The following is a 16,308-nucleotide window of genomic DNA, read 5'->3' as shown; positions in this document are numbered from 1 at the left end:
TTTCACGTAATTATCTTACACGAGTTCACGTGCCGCCGGGCATTTCGCACGTATCTCGAATGCTGCGGCGGCGCAGGCTGCAAGTAGACGTTACAAGGGGGACTCCAGGATGAATGTAGATTGGACTATAGCGGACGAGGCGCTGCGCAGCATCATCGTAACCGGCAGCGAACGAAATGAGCCTGTGATCGTATCCGGCTTTGCGGAAGGACTTCGCTGCATCGGCATCGGGACGGATGCGGCCGTGTTTACGTATGATCGGACGCCGGGCTATGCGTTTAAAATCTACTCGGATCTTGCGCTTGCGCTCGGGAAAAAGGATATGGAGAAGCAAGTGTATGAACGGCTGGAAGGAATTCCTTATTTTCCCGTATACTACGGGTGCGGGGAGCGCTATCTGGTGATGAGCCACGAATCCGGAGTCACGCTGCTCGATTGCCTGCTGCAGGGCATTCCCGTACCGGAGCGAGTGATCCTCGACGTCGAGGAAGCGCGCGCGCTGGTGCGCGGCCGCGGCTTGAATCCGCGTGACATTCATCTGAAAAATGTCATTCTGCAATCGGGCCGGGGCAAGGTGCTGGACGTATCCGAATATGCACTGGAGGGAGACGACAACCGGTGGGAGCATTTGGTCTGGGCGTACCGCTTCGTCTATCCCGGCATCGAAGGGATCAAAATTCCCGCCTGGGTACTGGATGCGATCAAGAACGGCTACGCCAGACTGGATCAAGCGAATTTAAGCCTTGATGATTTCGCCCAGAGAGTCAGCCAATTATTTTCCAAATTTTTGAAATAGATGAAGTAAGGAAGGTTTCAGGCGATGAACGCACCGTTGACACCACGGGTCATTAAATCGTTGTGCGGCGAGCTCTCCTACAAAAAGGGAGAAGCCTACTGCCGCGCCGGGAAAGTGGCCTTCACGCATTGCGATCCCGAAGCAGCGAGCTACGAAGCGACGGTCGGCGGCGCCGACAACTGCCGGGTGACCGTCGAAATCGGGCTTGAAGGAGAGGTGAACGCGGCCTGCACCTGTCCCACCTTAGGCTCCTACGACAAATACTGTCAGCACGTCGCTGCCGTGCTTCTGTATATTCACGATATGGAGCAGGCCGGCAGCCTGCCTGTTGGGCGGCCTCGTCCGGAGAACGGATTATCCGCGACGGCTGGCAGGGTCGGACCTCCGTCAGACGGGGCGGCAGCAAGCGTCTCCGCGATTCCGGCGGGAGATCTCCGGCTGACGAACAGCGTGTTAGGGCTTTTCGTCGGCAAGCCGGTGATTCCGACCGGCTCCCGGCCGCGCTTCGATACAAGAACGCAGCTTGAGGTGGAGTTTACCTGTATGCCCTTCGCTTACGGCTACCGGAAATACATGTTCGGGATCGAGCTTAAGGTAGGGCCTAAACGGCTGTACATCGTACAGAATATAAGAGAGTTTCTGGAGCGGGTGGAACGGAGACAACCCTACGTGTTTACCAAGCATTTTACCTACGATCCGGAGCTTCACAGCTTTAAAATCGAGGACGATGCCATCCTTCGCCAGTTTATCCAAATCTGCCGCAATGAGAGGCTGTACCGCGAAACGTCGAACGCGTCTTCCGTCCAACCCGGCCGGATGAGCGGCGAGCGGATGCTTCTGATTCCTCCGCTCTCGTGGGCGGCACTATTTCCGTTGTTGACGGCGGCTCCTTCCGCACAGCTTGCGCTGGATGGCCGCATCTACGAGGGCGTACGTATCTCCGACGAGCCGATCCCGCTTCATTTTGAGTTCGATGAAGCGCCGGGAGAAGGCTATCGGCTGGATGTCCAAGGGCTGGACGAGATCATCGTTATGGAAGCGTACGGGCTGGTGCTTGCCGAAGGGAAGATACTGAAGCTGCCGCTCGAGAGCAGCCAGCGCCTCTCGGAGCTGAAGCAAATGCTGGATTCGGCCCGTACGCGCCAGCTTCGGATTTCGGCGGATCAGATCGAGCCATTCATCGACAAGGTGATTCCCGGTTTGATGAAGCTGGGGACCGTCCGTGTCGCTCAAGCCGTATCCGATCGGATCATGCGCATATCGCTCAAGGCAAAGCTTTATTTGGACCGGGTGAGGGACCGGCTGCTTGCCGGGTTAGAGTTTCATTACGGGGACATCGTCCTTAATCCGTTGGAGGAGAGAAGAACCCAGCGCGGCGAAGGACGAATCCTGATGCGGGACGGGGAGAAGGAGCGGGCGATTCTGGAGCTTATGGAGCAAAGCCCCTTCGTCCGGACCGAAAGCGGCTATTTCTTGGATGGCGAAGACGAGGAATACGAGTTTATGTACCGTGTCCTTCCCGAGCTGGAAAAGCTGGCCGAGGTCTATGCCACCTCCGCCGTGAAAGTCAGGCTTCATACCGGCCATGTTCCGCCGAAGATCCGGGTGGACGTGGACGAGCGGACCGACTGGCTGGACATTAAGTTCGATATCGACGGAATCCCGGAAGCGGAAATTCACAAAGTGCTGAAATCTTTGGAAGAGAAGCGCAGATACCACCGGCTGCCGAACGGCGCGCTCCTGCCGCTGGAAAGCGAGGAGTTTCAGGAAATCGTCCGTTTTATGAACGAGATGGGCATCCGCCAAACGGATGTGAAAGGAACGGAAATGCGCCTGCCGGCTGTCCGCGGGCTGCACCTGATCGATTCGCGGGAGCAGGGCCGGGCTGTCAGTCTGGGCAAGTCGCTTCGCAGACTCCTGGAAAACATGCGGAATCCGGACAATCTGGATTTCCCGCCGCCGGAGAGTCTGGCTCCTGTGCTGCGGGATTACCAGAAATATGGGTACGGCTGGCTGAAGACGTTGGCCCACTACCGCTTCGGCGGCATTCTTGCCGACGATATGGGGCTTGGCAAGACGCTTCAAAGCATCGCCTTTCTCGTATCCGTTCTGCCGGAGCTTCGAAATCTGGGCCAGCCTGCGCTGGTCGTCGCTCCCGCGTCTCTCCTGTACAATTGGCGAAACGAGCTGAGCCGGTTCGCGCCGGAGATTCGGGCCGTTATTGCGGACGGCAGCAGCGCGGCACGCGCTCGCATACTGAAAGAGCTGTCGCATGCTGACGTCGTCATCACCTCGTACCCGCTGCTGCGCAGGGATATTCTGCGCTATGCCGGGCATGCGTTTCATACGCTTATTTTGGACGAGGCCCAAGCGTTCAAAAACTACGCGACGCAAACGGCGCAAGCGGTGAAAGCCATCCGGGCCAGGTACCGGTTCGCGTTGACCGGAACGCCGGTCGAGAACTCGCTGGAGGAACTATGGTCCATCTTTGACGCGGTATTCCCCGAGCTGTTCCCGGATCGAAAAGCCTTTGGCGAGCTGTCCCGCGAAACCGTGGCCAGGCGCGCCCGTCCGTTTCTGCTGCGGCGGGTCAAGAGCGATGTGCTGAAGGAGCTGCCGGAGAAGATCGAATCGCTGCAAGCCTCGGAGCTGCTGCCGGAGCAGAAGAAGCTGTACGTAGCCTACCTGGCCAAGCTGCAAAAGGAAGCGCTGAAGCATCTGGACGCGGATACGTTTCAGCAAAACCGGATCAAAATTTTGGCCGGCATCACCCGGCTGCGCCAGCTGTGCTGCCATCCTGCGTTATTCGTCGAAGGGTATACCGGAAGCTCGGCGAAATTCGAGCAGCTGATGGAGCTGGTGGAGGAATGCCGGAGCGCCGGACGGCGGATGCTGGTTTTCTCGCAATTTACCGAGATGCTGGGGCTGATCGGGCGGGAGCTCGGCTATCGGGGCGTGCCGTATTTTTATTTGGACGGCAAAACGCCGTCCGCCGAACGCGTCGAGCGCTGCCGCCGGTTCAACGAAGGTGAGCGGGACATGTTCCTGATCTCCTTAAAGGCCGGGGGGACCGGGCTGAATCTGACCGGGGCGGATACCGTTATTCTGTACGATTTGTGGTGGAATCCCGCCGTGGAGCAGCAGGCCATGGACCGCGCCCACCGGATCGGGCAGAAGAAGGTGGTCCAAGTGATCCGGCTCGTCACCCAAGGCTCGGTCGAAGACAAAATGTACGAGCTTCAGCAGCGAAAGAAAAACTTGATCGACGAAGTCATTCAGCCGGGCGAGGAGGGGCTGTCCTCTCTGACGGAACGGGACGTCCGGGAGCTGCTGATGCTGGAATGAGCAGGCTCCTGCGCCTGTGTTGGATGGAAGGCACAAGAAAGGGACCCAACGCCGCTGAGGCGCAGGGTCCTGTTTTGTTCCGGCTTCCTGAAGCGGAAGAACGTTTAATGCGGCAAGCGGTACCGGCTTTGTTGTAACTTTTTGACAAGAACCGCGTCTAAGTGAATGTTTGCATCAGATGAGCAGGGGTGAGGGGACGACAATGTTGAAACGAATGATCCTTACATGGTTGAGCGCGGTACTGATGTTGTCCATGCTGACAAGTACGGCGAAGGCGGAGGGAGGCACAGTTCAGGTCCGCATTGCGGGTTTTCCGGTGAAGGTCAACGGCCAAATCATCAACAATAAGCAGGCTGCATATCCGTTCGTGGTGTACAAGGATATCACTTATGTACCTTTGAACTGGGACTTAATTCAAGAGCTTGAGCTGGATGTCGATTGGAGTGAGGAAGAAGGTTTGAAGGTTTATAAGACGTGCTGCATTTCGCGCCACTGGAAGTATCCGGCGCTGGAAAAGAGCAAGTTCACGCAAAATCCGACGACCACAAACTCGTTGACCCGCACGTATTCGGCGAAGGTGACTTCTTATCCTATTCAATTATGGGGCCAACAGATCGATAACGGACAAGAGCCATATCCTTTTCTGGAATTCCGCAGTGTAACGTATATGCCGCTGACCTGGCAATTTGCCCATATGGCGCTCATGATGGATTTGCAGTGGAGCAGCGAGGAAGGCCTTGCCATTTGGAGCGGGCAGGATGCGGTGATGAGGCAAATCGTTTATGACGACGCCGAGGCGCTGTATGTCGATGCCGACCGGGGAGAAGGCGGAATGTCCGGGATGTTGAAGGTGGACAAAGCGTTTCAAGCGCATCCGGAATGGCTTGACCCGCCGCAGGCCGATGCGATTCGCGATAAAGCCAAGCAGGCCGCAGAGAAGCAGGTCAGTGAAGGGAAAAGCGTAGTGATCCAGCGGGATGGCGATCAGTTGTCGTACGAAGGGCTGCCGCTCGGCCAGGTGCATGAAGACGATAAAATCAATCTGGGCGGAACCGAGCTTCAAATCCAGGGTACGCTGTACGACATCGACAACAGGCGGAAGCTGCTTGCCGTGTATTCCTATTTCCCACTGCCCGTGATGGGACCGGCACCGCACAGCCGGTATCAGTTGTTCGCGATCATTGGCGGAAGCGTACGTAAAGTCTCGAACTATCCCTATATGCCGCAGCGCGTCCTGAAAAATGACGATGGCACGGTATGGATCGCGCGTGACCTGATGCCTTTTCGGAATGTTTATTATGGCGGCTCCGGGCTGCTGGCGCTGATGGACCCGGAAGGGAATATACGCCTTGCCAACGAAGTGTTGAACGAACAGGACATCATCCCTGTCGGGCTCGGAAGTCCCACGAGGAACGCTGCGGACCGTGACGGTCGGATGATCGTTCGGCTATTCGGAAGACCCTACAAGGACGGCAAATCCGTAGTTTATGGGGCGAGAGGACCAGGATTGACGCCTGTCGAACCGTTCGATGCGGAAAAAGACGGCTTTTATGAGGTCACACCGGATCTCAAACTGAAACGTCTTGCGAAAGCTCCGGACCAACAAGACAACCTAACGCTGTATCTGGACAGCCAGGGCGATATCTACACGATTCACAGGTACAGCAATACGCTGACGAACTGGACCTGGAACCGCTACAAAACCTGGACGGATTTGGAACTGTTGAAATAAAAATTAAGAATGCTCTTTGCGAAGTATGACATATTGGTGTCATACTTCTTTTCGTATACTAGCCATAACAACCAATCAAAAAGCAAAGGGGAATAACTGGATGTCAAATGCCATAACGATGTATGAATACCATGTGTGGGCCAATCAAACAATGCTTAACCGGCTGAAGGAGCTTCCGCAAGACGTATACAAGCGGGAGATTGTAAGCATTTTTCCATCCGTATCGAAGGTAATGGCCCATATGTATACCGTCGACCATTCGTGGCTGGAGATCGCTGCCGGCAAAGATATGAAAGAAGCGATGAGGCTGGCGAAGCAAGTGACGCAGGAAGCGGAGAATCAGAGCGTCGAGGGGCTGGAGGCGATGTTCGCCGCGTTGTCCGAGCGGTATCGGGCGTTCTTCAGACAGCAAGCCGACTTGGAAAAGACAATCGTTTTGGATAATCCGTATGCCGGAATCCGGGAAACCCGCTTGTCGGAAATTGTTATGCAGGTCGTGAATCACGGCACGTATCACCGCGGCAATATTTCGGCTATGCTGCGTCAGATGGGTCATGCCTCCGTCATGACGGAGTATGCCTTGTTCTGGTATCAGGATCATGTTTAAGCATTAGGAGCATGCTTAAGGATGGAATGCGGCGATCGGCGTTTTGTTCTCGAAGGGGCCGCTCGGCATGCAGCTTTTCGTGACGGTTGAAGGCGCGGATTTTGCCCCGTTGACGGGAATTCCGTCATTGCTGTTTTTCCTCGCATCCAACGCAGCGCTGCCGCCTGCGGTTTATTGGCTGGCGAAGCGATGGGGGCGTACACCTCTTGGCTGCGGCACGAAGAATGAGAGAGCAACATAACAAAAACCGCCCTGTGCTATAACTATGGTGAAGCAGGGGAACCTGTTAATCAAGCTTGAGGGGCTGGAAAATATGGGGAAATTGCAAGGCAAGACAGCTTTAGTAACGGGCGCAAGCCGGGGAATCGGACGCGGCATCGCACGGCGTCTGGCGCAGGAAGGGGCTCTGGTTGCCGTACATTATGCCAAGAACCGGGGAGCGGCCGAAGAGGTCGTTCGCGAGATTTGGGAGAAGGGCGGAGCGGCTTTTGCAGTCGGGGCGGATTTCAAATCGGCAAACGGCGTGTATGAGCTGATGGGAGCGATGGATGAGGCGCTGCGGGCACGTACGGGCGATAACCGCTTCGATATACTCGTGAACAATGCCGGCATCGCACAAAACGCCTTCATTAAGGATCTGACGGAAGAGCTTTTCGACGAAGAGATGACCATCAACGTCAAAGCGCCTTTGTTCCTCATCCGGGAAGCTTTGCCCAGGCTGAGAGACGAGGGGCGTATTATCAACATCTCGTCGTCGGTAACGCGGGTGGCTTTTCCCAACCTTCTCGGCTACAGCATGACCAAAGGGGCGATCAATACTTTGACTTCCACCTTGGCTAAACAGCTGGGAGCGCGCAAGATCACGATCAATGCGATCATGCCCGGAATGACAGATACGGATATGAACACCGCAACCTTGCAGGACCCGGAGGGGCGGAAATTTGCCGCCGGTCTCTCGGTTTTTGACCGGTGGGGACAGCCGGAGGACCTTGCGGACGTCGCGGCTTTTCTCGCTTCTTCCGACAGCCGGTGGATTACCGGCCAGTGTATCGATGTCAGCGGGGGCACGCATCTGTAAGCATGAAAAACAAGCCGGCCAAACACGTTCATGACGTGTTATGACCGGCTTGCCGTTTGTTAAGCCCCGGCTTGCTGCAGCTTCCGTTCCTCCGCCAGGCGGTGGGAGCGGGTTATGCCCAGGGAAGCGGCGGCTGTTGCTGCTGCGACGACGACGCCGGCCGCCCCGATCCAGCTTATGGAGGTCAGCGAGGCCTGCTCTACGACGAGCCCGCCGATCCCCGCGCCAGCCGCCATGGCGAGCTGAAGCACCGAGCTATTCAAGCTGAGCATAATGCCGGAAGCCTCGGGAGCCAGCGTAATTAAATAATACTGTTGAGTCGGACCCGAAGACCATGCGGAGAATGCCCATAGCATGAGCAGCGGGAAGACCGCTGCCGGCGAGTGGGCGGCTAATGACAGCAGGATAAGAGACGCCGCGTGAAGAAGCATGCCGCCGATTAGCGTACGGGGAACTCCCCATTTGTCGGTGCCGTACCCCCCGAGCTTCGAGCCGATCAGACTGGCGATTCCGAAGGCGAACAAGCCTGCGCTCACGACTTGCTCACTCATGCCGGTAACCGTGAGCAGGAACGGCGAAATATAAGTGTACGCGATCGAATAACCGGAAATCCAGAAGAAGGTGACAAGCAGGGCTACAGCGATTCTCGGTTCCTTCATCAGCGCAAGCTGCTTGCGCAGCGGTACCGGTTCTTCGCCGTCCGTCTGCGGAATCGTCCAGGAGACGGCCAGGATGGCAAGCAGTCCCAGTACGCCGATACCGGCGAAAGTCATCTTCCAGTCGTAAACGGAGGCGACGACCCTCCCGAGAGGGACACCGACGATCAGGGCGGTGCTGAAGCCCATGACGAGTGTCGCGATAGCGCGTCCTTGCCTCTCCGGCGGAGCCAGCTTGGAAGCTACGGTCAAGGCGGTCACGACGAAGACGCCGGTGCTCAGTGCGAGAATGATTCGGGAAACGATCAGAAATTCAAATCCCGGCAGCACCACGGCCATCCCGTTTCCGACGACGAAGACGCCGAGAGAGTAGAGCAACAGCTTGCGCCGCTCCAAACGGGCGGTCACCGCCATGAGAATAGGGGTCCCAAAAGCGTAGGCCAGCGAGAACACGGTAATGAGCTGCCCCGCAGCGGACACCGGGACCCCGATATCCGCCGCCACTTTATCCAAAATCCCGGCGATAATAAACTCGGACGTGCCGACAAGAAAACTGACGACGGCCAGCATGTAAATTTTCCACGTGCTTGACATGATGATAGATGCTCCTCTCTCCACTCCATAACATTTTTATATTTCTACAAATATAGAAATAAAACCGAAAAAAAAACTACTCCAGCAAATACGGCGCATACTTCTGGGCGATTTCGCGATTCACGCTGTAATAAATATACGTTCCGTCCTTGCGGAGCTTGAGCAGGCCGCAATCTGTCAGCTGCTTCAAATGATGGGACAGCGTCGAGCCCGCAACGCATTCGAGCTTGCTCCCGATATCCGAGCAGCACAGATTCCTTTCTTCCGTAAGCAGCAGGGCGATTTTCAGCCGGGTCGGTTCTCCGAGAGCTTTGTATATTTTGACAGCTTGCTGCAGTTCCGCGTTATTGTGCTCCATCGTTGCCTCATCCTTGCCAGTGTATTATTTCTATATGTATCGAAATTTAAAATAGCATACCTCTCCGCAAATGTAAATAGGCAATTTGACGAGATAAGCTGACGCATGCCGGGGCCAAAAAGATAACGAAAGAGGGCTGCCCGCATCGGCCGCTGCATTTAACGGGTGCTCCCTCTGCCGGGAAAAAATTATAGTAGCGCTTACAATCATTTAATATGTCCCTAAAATCTTTTGTTTGGCCACTTTACCGCTGCGCGTTCGGGTGTTAGGGTGAAATAGACGCGTCGTTTTTCCTTGGATTGGCAGCTGCACTAATGGATAGGACGGATGGTACCAGGCCGGAACAAACGAAGAGAGGTGTATTATGTCAGAACGTAAAAAACGGAAAAAATCTTTCTCCCGGACCGTTACGAAAGCGTTATCAATAGGGTTGACGGCCGTTATGGCGTCCACCCTGATGTCAGGGCCAAAAGCGGTTATGGCTCTGGAAACGCCGAAAGGGCCGGAGCAGCCTTATTTGTACGGCTACAATGCCAAGCAGATGAAGGAGTGGACCCCGGAGAGCGACCCGTATGCGAAATATTTTCGTTCCCGCGTGCCGCTAGCGAAGCGGATCGGAGCCTTCCAGCCGACGCAGGCGCACCCGGAATTAACGAGTACGGCCCAAGTCATGAATCTTTCCGCCGACTACGATAAGGAGGAATGGTTCGAGGGGTACCGCTATAATGACAGCTTCAGCCGCAACGTGCTGAAATATTGGCAGTATCAGGACATTTATGCCTCCTGGCACGGCTTGCCGGTATACGGCTCTCCGACCGAAGAAGGCAAGCGGGATTACGGCGTGGTGAACCTGCCCAACCCGGCTTATACCGATGCGGCGCACCGCAACGGGGTCATCAGTCTGGGCGGATGGTTCTGGCCGCGCAACATCAACTTCGCGGAGCTCGTCGAGAAGACGCCGGACGGCAAATTCCCGGTGGCCGATAAAATGATCGAAATGGCGAAGTATTTTGGCTTCGACGGGTATTTTATCAACCAAGAGGCGACGATCAGCAAGGAGCATGCGGCTCTGCTGATGGAAATGCTGAAATACATGCGCAGCCAGGGCTTGTATATGAGCTGGTACGACAGCTTGACCGTGGACGGCAAGGTCTCCTATGTAAACGGATTCAATAAGGAAAACTCGCCGTGGCTGCTGGACGAGCGTGACGGAAAGCGCGCCAGCGACAGCATTTTCATGAACTACGCCTATACGCCGCAGGGCCTGGAGAGCAGCGCCGACCATGCGCGCAAGCTTGGGCTTGACCCGTATGCCTCGCTGTTCGCGGGCATCGAGAACGACAAATTCCGCTTCGACCGCGGCTTGGAGCTTGATGCGATTTTCAAAAACGACGCCGCCCGCACGCCCCGGACGAGCGTAGCGCTTTTCGGCACGGACATGGTCTGGAACAAAGGCCCGAATCCGTTCGATCTCCGCATGCAGCCGGAAATCGAGAAGCGCGAGCAGGCCTATTGGTCGGGGCCGAAGGGCAATCCTGCGGAAAGCGGCCGGGCAGTCGGCACCGAGTATGAGAGCTGGCCGGGCATTGCCCATTACATACCGGAGCGCTCCGTCATCGGCTCTTATCCGTTCGTAACCCGCTTCAACAACGGGCACGGGCTCGACTTCTTCGTGAACGGCCGAAAGTCCAGCGATACGGAGTGGAACAATATGGCGGCTCAGGACATCCTGCCGACATGGCAGTGGTGGACGACGTCCGCAGGCAAGCCGCTGACGGTCGGGTACGACTACGAAACCGCATGGAACGGCGGCTCTTCCTTGAAGGTGGAGGGCACGCTGAATTCGAGCCATGCTGCGGAACTTCATCTGTACAAGACCGAGCTGCCGGTGACGAAGGACGTGGAGCTGTCGCTGACCTACAAATCGGCGGTCCAACTGCCGGACAAGAAGGGCAACGGCCAAGCGCAAGGGCATCTCAAGAAAGCAGCCGACATTCAGGCGCTGCTGACGTTCAAGGACGACCCGCAGCATCCGGCCGCCGTCGATTTGAAAGCCGGACCAAGCGACGATTGGACCACGGCATCGGCTAAGCTGAAGGCGTTCGAGGGACGCACGATCGCCAAGATCAGTCTGCGCGTCGGCTCGCAATCGGCGGATGACGTGGGCTTTAAGGCCAACATCGGCGAGTTGAAGCTGACGGACGGCAAGAAGGCTCAGGCGCCTGCCGCACCGACCGGCTTCCGGGTCGAGAAGGCGATGTTCGACGATAATCAAGCCGCGATGTTCGTGAAGTGGGACTTCAACGAGAAGCAGCAGGATGTCTGGTATTACGATCTGATGCGCGTAGCAAACGGCAAGCGCGAATGGGTCGGACGTATTTACGACGAAGTGTATTACATCAAGTCGCTGCCTCGCCTCGGCGAGAACGAAGTGAAGCTGGAGCTGTATGCCGTCGGCAAAGACGGAACGGCGAGCGAGCCGCAGGCGCTGACTTGGAAATGGGGAACCGGGGACAAGGTTCAGTTCAACCAAGGTCCGGTTGCCGCAGCTTCCATTCACGCGATGCACCTGCAGGACAACAAGCTGACGATGGAGACCGGATGGACGAGCTATGTCAATATCCGCGTCATGCCATCCACGGCGGCAAATGTCAACGTCACCTGGACGTCGAATAACGAGGCTGTCGCCAAAGTCGATGCGCGGGGCAAAGTGACCGCGGTGGGCCCGGGCGATGCGGTGCTGACGGCGCAAACGGGTCCGGTCAACGGCCAGCCGGGCGTGAAGACGGAAATCCGCGTGAAGGTCGTGGCGCCGGAAATTCCACAGAACGGCATCGTCCTGCAGGCGGAAAAATACGATCAATCCAACGGCTTGTTCGTGCCGGGCACTTATGTGAACGTCCGCGACTTGAATTTTGCCGATTGGCTGTCGTTTAAGGATGTCGATTTTGGGACGCAAGGCGCAGCGAAGCTGACGGTTCGGGCGGCCGTTCTGGCGAAGGACACCCGGGTGGAGGTACGCTTGGGCGGCCCGCAGGGCGAGCTCATCGCAGATGTGGCGCTGCCGGTGGACGCGAAGCAGCTGGCACCGTTCTACAAGAACTATACCGTCGATCTGAAAAAGCCCGTTACCGGCAAGCAGACCGTTCATGTGACCTTTAAGAACCCGAACTATACGAAATGGAGCATCCGCGATAACGGTATCGCTGATATAGACTGGCTCCAATTCCAATAGTTCAAGGCAAGGCGCGTTTCGTTCAAGCGCGCGGCACGATAAGGCCTCTCGTCCAAGGTGACGGGAGGCCTTTTTGGCGGAGCGGGATCGTCGAATGGCACAGGTGTTTGATGAACGTTTTTAGGAGTTCAAAGAAGCATTTTCTCCGGTAACATTTGATTTACTTCGAGACCATATAACCACAGGTATTAATAAAAGGGCAAGTCCTCCGCCAACAAGCGACAAGGTCGCATAGCTTGAATGAGCTACAACCATACCGGATAGCGCACCACCCGAAGCCCCGGCAAGCGCAACCAAGACATCAATCGTTCCTTGAGTTTTTGCCCGCGTTGTTGGATCTGTTGCATCTACAATGATGGCTGTCCCGCTGATTAAGCCAAAGTTCCAACCGATTCCAAGCAACGATAGAGCAATAATGAGTACCGGCATAGAATCCGGCGGAGCTACTGCTGCCAGGATACCTGCAAGCAATAGAACGCCTCCCGAAGCAATCGACATGGCTGTACGACCGATTTTATCAACCAGAACGCCGGTAATGAGCGAGGGGAAATACATCGAGCCGATATGAATTCCGATGACTAATCCTACGTCTCCCAAGCTATGTCCGTGATGTTTCATGTGGATTGGTGTCATTGTCATGATGGCCACCATAACGATTTGGGTTAAAATCATGACTGTTGCTCCGACAATCAAGCCGCGGTTGCTGCTTTTAGAAACGCTTTTACCCTCATCGGCTCCTTGACCCGGTCCCATGGATTGTTGCGACTTAAACACAGCCTTCGCAACGACGTAGGGATCAGGACGCAGGAAAATAAAGAAGACTATTCCTGCAAGAATAAAAGCTGCAGCAGCTAGAATAAACTGACCTGCAAGCGCTGGAATCCCAATGGAAGTTGCAAAATTACCCGTAACATCTACCATATTTGGACCTGCAACTGCACCTAAGGTGGTCGAAACCATAGCAATGCTAATTGCTTTTGCCCGCTGATTAGGCATAGCTAAGTCCGTTCCGGCGTAACGGGCTTGTAAGTTTGTAGCGGTTCCTGCACCGTAGAAAAGCAGCGATATGAACAGAAGCAGCACACTATTATTTATTACAGCCCATATTACTCCTAGTGCACCAAGACCCCCGGCGAAGAATCCTCCTGCAAGCCCAAACCTGCGTCCATATTGCTCTGATAGTCGCCCTACCAACAAGGCAGCCGCAGCAGAACCAAGGGTAATCAACGCAGAAGGAACCCCCGCAAAACTTTCTGTTCCCAACATCTCTTGTGCTATAAGCGCCCCGACGGTTACGCCGGCGGCAAGCCCGGCACCTCCAAAAATTTGGGATAGGACTACGATGAGGAGGGAACGCTTATACAGTTTCCTTTGCAGATCCGGGGAAGCTATGTATTGACGAATCGATCTGTCTTTTATTTGGGGTTCATGCGTCATCGCTTAGAACCACCTTTCTACTTGTTTCTTGACTCCTCTAAAAAGTCAGCACTTCGTCGCTCCACTCCGCAGGGTCAACGCAATCGTTCATGGTTGAGATTGAATATTTGATTGTTCCATGTAGCGTTTCCATTCGATTAGACCTTCTTCCAAACGAGATGCTTTGATTCCCTTGCTTATTAAAATTTCAACAGCTTGGGCAGACATGAGACAATAGGGCCCTCTGCAATAAGCTACGATTTCCTTATCCGTTGGCAAGGACGCCAGGTGTTTCTCCAGGTCTTCCATAGGCATAGATATCGCGCCTGGAATATGGCCCGTTTCATACTCATCTTGTGGCCGAACATCTAATAATACAACTTCTCCTCTCTCCATCCGCTCGAGGAGCTTTTCTAAAGCGATAGGCTCCATACTCAGATGATTTTGCAATATTTCAGTTTTAAGCTTCTGCACCTCTACTAATTGCTTTTCACTAAGACGATGTAAGGATACCATGAAATCGGCTACAGAAAGTCCGGCAATTTCATAAATAACAAAGTTCCCTTGTCTATGAGAACGAACCAGTCTTGATTCATGCAACGTTTGCAGGTGTTGCGATACGTTCGCAACACTCATCCCGGTTAGTTTAACGAGTTGATCCACAGATTTGGGACCTTGAGAAAGCAAGTCAAGCAATTCCAAGCGTTTGGGACTGGATAAACACTTACCAATACGAGCGAATTCCTTATACAACTGATCTTTCCATATTCGCTCCATGCTCACCATAACGACACCTCAACTATTCAATTAATTTATTGAATAGTTATAATGTAAGGGATCAATCTTGTAGAGTCAAGACTTTGTTTTCATTCTCCAAATTGGCACCATTCAATCGTGCTTTACTTGCTTGACTGCGTAAGGCAGGGTCAAGAAAAAAGGCCTGCAACTGCCGCGTACGGCGGCCTGCAGGCTCTTGCATTTTTTTCGGTGATGAGTCGTGAGAGCGAAAGAGGGTTGTAGAAGCCCGGCTACGGGCTGCGCAGTCAAGCGTTAGCTGGTCGGTATGCCGCGAGCTTTCCAGATCCGGTCGATGTCTGCGGCGTGCTGGCCGCCGTAAAGCAGGACATCGGCTTGTTTGATCGCTTTGGCGCCGTCCTTGAAGGTGGCTGTCGGCGTGAGCGAGAAGTGGGATTGGATGATGATTTTGGTGGCTACGTCGCGTCCGAAGGCTTGTGCCATCTCGTACAAGCCTTGGGACCAAATTTCGCCGTCCGCGTGCACTTGATTTTGGAGGTCGCGCGGATACACTTTGTTTTCGTCCAAGCGCCGCAGGCATGGCGGATTTCCGCTGGAATACGATGTGGCATCCCATTCGGCTACGCACGCTTTGCCGAAGCCGGCGGAGGAGGCAGCGTCTTCATAAGTCGCGCCGAGAAAATCGCCGAAGCCTTCGCCCATCGAACCGCCTTCAAGGGAATCGCCGAAGCCCGGCACCTGGTTGTCTTGAATCGCATGGCCGTATTCGTGGGCAATGACGCCGGCGTCTTCCGCATCGTCCACCCCGCCGGTGCCGAAGGTCAATTCACCGGTCGACGGTTGATAGTACGAGTTGTCGTCGGGAGACGCGTTGACGTTGACTTTAATGGAACGGTTGTTGACATTTTTGAAGCCGAGCTGCTGCAAATACCGCTGCAGCGTATCGATGTGGTAGTAAACCATGACATCCTCAAAGCTGTCGTTGGAACGGGTGTAGTTGAATTGGTTGGAGGCCGAATACGTCTTGGCGGCAGAGTTGATGTTGACATATGGCCCGCGCAGGTAGCCGGAGCCGTCCAAGCCAAGGAGGGTGACGGATTTCAGCTGTTTGGTCAATTCGGAGGAATCTTTGTCGTTGTTATCTTTGAGGCTGCCGACGGAGCCTTGCGATTCGACAGGGTTGGGGAGGAATACTTGGCCGGTGCCGTTCACGCGCTGGTTCAAATTCCGTTTGCGCAGCAGCTCGCCGCTGCCTGCATGAATGTAGGTTTCCCATGCGCCGTAAGGGACCTTGGTATGGACGACGACACGGTAGGTGGGCGTAGCGACGCCCTTCTGGATCGTATAGCCGTACTCCTCGGAGGATGGCGCCCACTCTCCCTGAGCCTGGTCTTCGACGAACCGGAGCGCTTTGGCCTTCAAATCGGCGGTTGGCAGCAGCTGCGACACCTGCTGCACCGTGGTGTAGGGCTCGTAGCCGGAGATGACCAAGGCATTGCGGAAAGTACGATCCAAGGTGACGGTGACTTGCCGGTTAAAGACCGGAGCGTTGTTCACCATCTGCTGATAACGGACATAATGGCCTGCCTCGGTTTGGATCGTGGTCACATACTTCAAGTCGGACAAATCGGCCTTGAGCTGATACGTTTTGGCATGCTCCTTCAGATACCGGTCTGCGGCAGCTTTGGCATCGGCGGGCTGCCTCTGCTCGGCGCTGGCCGGGACTTCCGTTCCC

Annotated in this window: 12 protein-coding genes; 7 read left to right on the top strand and 5 right to left on the bottom strand. The window is 55.2% G+C overall.

From position 1 onward, the window contains the following. Positions 1–109: 109 nt before the first annotated feature. From PEH01S_RS27190 to PEH01S_RS27170, 6 genes are all read left to right on the top strand, one after another. Entirely contained in the window at positions 110–796 is a 687-nt protein-coding gene (locus PEH01S_RS27190; RefSeq protein ID WP_127489244.1) for a protein kinase family protein, read from the top strand. 24 nt (positions 797–820) lie between these two features. Next, positions 821–4,141 (top strand): DEAD/DEAH box helicase, encoded by a 3,321-nt coding sequence (locus tag PEH01S_RS27185; RefSeq protein WP_127489242.1) that lies wholly within the window; start codon positions 821–823, stop codon positions 4,139–4,141. Positions 4,142–4,346: 205 nt separating this feature from the next. Continuing rightward, a complete protein-coding gene (locus PEH01S_RS27180; RefSeq protein WP_127489240.1) occupies positions 4,347–5,873 on the top strand; it encodes a hypothetical protein in 1,527 nt (508 codons plus the stop codon). Between the two features lie 100 nt (positions 5,874–5,973). Then, entirely contained in the window at positions 5,974–6,480 is a 507-nt protein-coding gene (locus PEH01S_RS27175; RefSeq protein ID WP_127489238.1) for a DinB family protein, read from the top strand. Positions 6,481–6,547: 67 nt separating this feature from the next. Next, positions 6,548–6,721 carry a hypothetical protein gene (locus PEH01S_RS34805; protein ID WP_164828056.1) on the top strand — a complete coding sequence of 58 codons (174 nt, stop codon included), beginning with the start codon at positions 6,548–6,550 and terminating at the stop codon, positions 6,719–6,721. Between the two features lie 72 nt (positions 6,722–6,793). Beyond that, a complete protein-coding gene (locus PEH01S_RS27170) occupies positions 6,794–7,558 on the top strand; it encodes an SDR family oxidoreductase (protein WP_025850441.1) in 765 nt (254 codons plus the stop codon). 59 nt (positions 7,559–7,617) lie between these two features. Here PEH01S_RS27170 and PEH01S_RS27165 read toward each other — a convergent pair whose 3' ends face one another. Both PEH01S_RS27165 and PEH01S_RS27160 read right to left on the bottom strand, forming a co-directional pair. Continuing rightward, a complete protein-coding gene (locus PEH01S_RS27165; protein WP_127489236.1) occupies positions 7,618–8,808 on the bottom strand; it encodes an MFS transporter in 1,191 nt (396 codons plus the stop codon). A gap of 76 nt (positions 8,809–8,884) precedes the next feature. Beyond that, a complete protein-coding gene (locus PEH01S_RS27160) occupies positions 8,885–9,166 on the bottom strand; it encodes an ArsR/SmtB family transcription factor (RefSeq protein ID WP_025850439.1) in 282 nt (93 codons plus the stop codon). A 364-nt stretch (positions 9,167–9,530) separates the two neighbouring features. Here PEH01S_RS27160 and PEH01S_RS27155 point away from each other — a divergent pair, with 364 nt between their 5' ends. Further along, entirely contained in the window at positions 9,531–12,401 is a 2,871-nt protein-coding gene (locus PEH01S_RS27155) for an endo-beta-N-acetylglucosaminidase (RefSeq protein ID WP_246063082.1), read from the top strand. A gap of 120 nt (positions 12,402–12,521) precedes the next feature. On the opposite strand, the gene PEH01S_RS27150 is transcribed toward PEH01S_RS27155, so the two are convergent. The 3 genes from PEH01S_RS27150 to PEH01S_RS27140 all read right to left on the bottom strand — a co-directional run. After that, positions 12,522–13,838: an MFS transporter gene (locus PEH01S_RS27150; protein WP_127489234.1), complete on the bottom strand. Its 1,317-nt coding sequence runs from the start codon at positions 13,836–13,838 to the stop codon at positions 12,522–12,524. An 87-nt stretch (positions 13,839–13,925) separates the two neighbouring features. Continuing rightward, positions 13,926–14,594 carry an ArsR/SmtB family transcription factor gene (locus PEH01S_RS27145; RefSeq protein ID WP_036714378.1) on the bottom strand — a complete coding sequence of 223 codons (669 nt, stop codon included), beginning with the start codon at positions 14,592–14,594 and terminating at the stop codon, positions 13,926–13,928. Positions 14,595–14,867: 273 nt separating this feature from the next. Continuing rightward, positions 14,868–16,308 (bottom strand): M36 family metallopeptidase (locus PEH01S_RS27140; RefSeq protein ID WP_127489232.1); only part of this gene is annotated, 1,441 nt, incomplete at its 5' end.

It is taken from the genome of Paenibacillus ehimensis NBRC 15659, assembly GCF_004000785.1.
GTDB classification, from domain to species: domain Bacteria; phylum Bacillota; class Bacilli; order Paenibacillales; family NBRC-103111; genus Paenibacillus_G; species Paenibacillus_G ehimensis.
The sequence above is the reverse complement of the archived record's forward strand: the minus strand, read 5'-3'. Positions and strand labels throughout refer to the sequence as shown.

Bases quoted from the DNA above. Each gene is read 5' to 3' on its own strand.
- PEH01S_RS27185 (WP_127489242.1), top strand. From the start codon at position 821: ATGAACGCACCGTTGACACCACGGGTCATTAAATCGTTGTGCGGCGAG.
- PEH01S_RS27160 (WP_025850439.1), bottom strand. From the start codon at position 9,166: ATGGAGCACAATAACGCGGAACTGCAGCAAGCTGTCAAAATATACAAA.
- PEH01S_RS34805 (WP_164828056.1), top strand. From the start codon at position 6,548: ATGCAGCTTTTCGTGACGGTTGAAGGCGCGGATTTTGCCCCGTTGACG.
- PEH01S_RS27170 (WP_025850441.1), top strand. From the start codon at position 6,794: ATGGGGAAATTGCAAGGCAAGACAGCTTTAGTAACGGGCGCAAGCCGG.
- PEH01S_RS27190 (WP_127489244.1), top strand. From the start codon at position 110: ATGAATGTAGATTGGACTATAGCGGACGAGGCGCTGCGCAGCATCATC.
- PEH01S_RS27165 (WP_127489236.1), bottom strand. From the start codon at position 8,808: ATGTCAAGCACGTGGAAAATTTACATGCTGGCCGTCGTCAGTTTTCTT.
- PEH01S_RS27175 (WP_127489238.1), top strand. From the start codon at position 5,974: ATGTCAAATGCCATAACGATGTATGAATACCATGTGTGGGCCAATCAA.
- PEH01S_RS27150 (WP_127489234.1), bottom strand. From the start codon at position 13,838: ATGACGCATGAACCCCAAATAAAAGACAGATCGATTCGTCAATACATA.
- PEH01S_RS27155 (WP_246063082.1), top strand. From the start codon at position 9,531: ATGTCAGAACGTAAAAAACGGAAAAAATCTTTCTCCCGGACCGTTACG.
- PEH01S_RS27145 (WP_036714378.1), bottom strand. From the start codon at position 14,594: ATGGAGCGAATATGGAAAGATCAGTTGTATAAGGAATTCGCTCGTATT.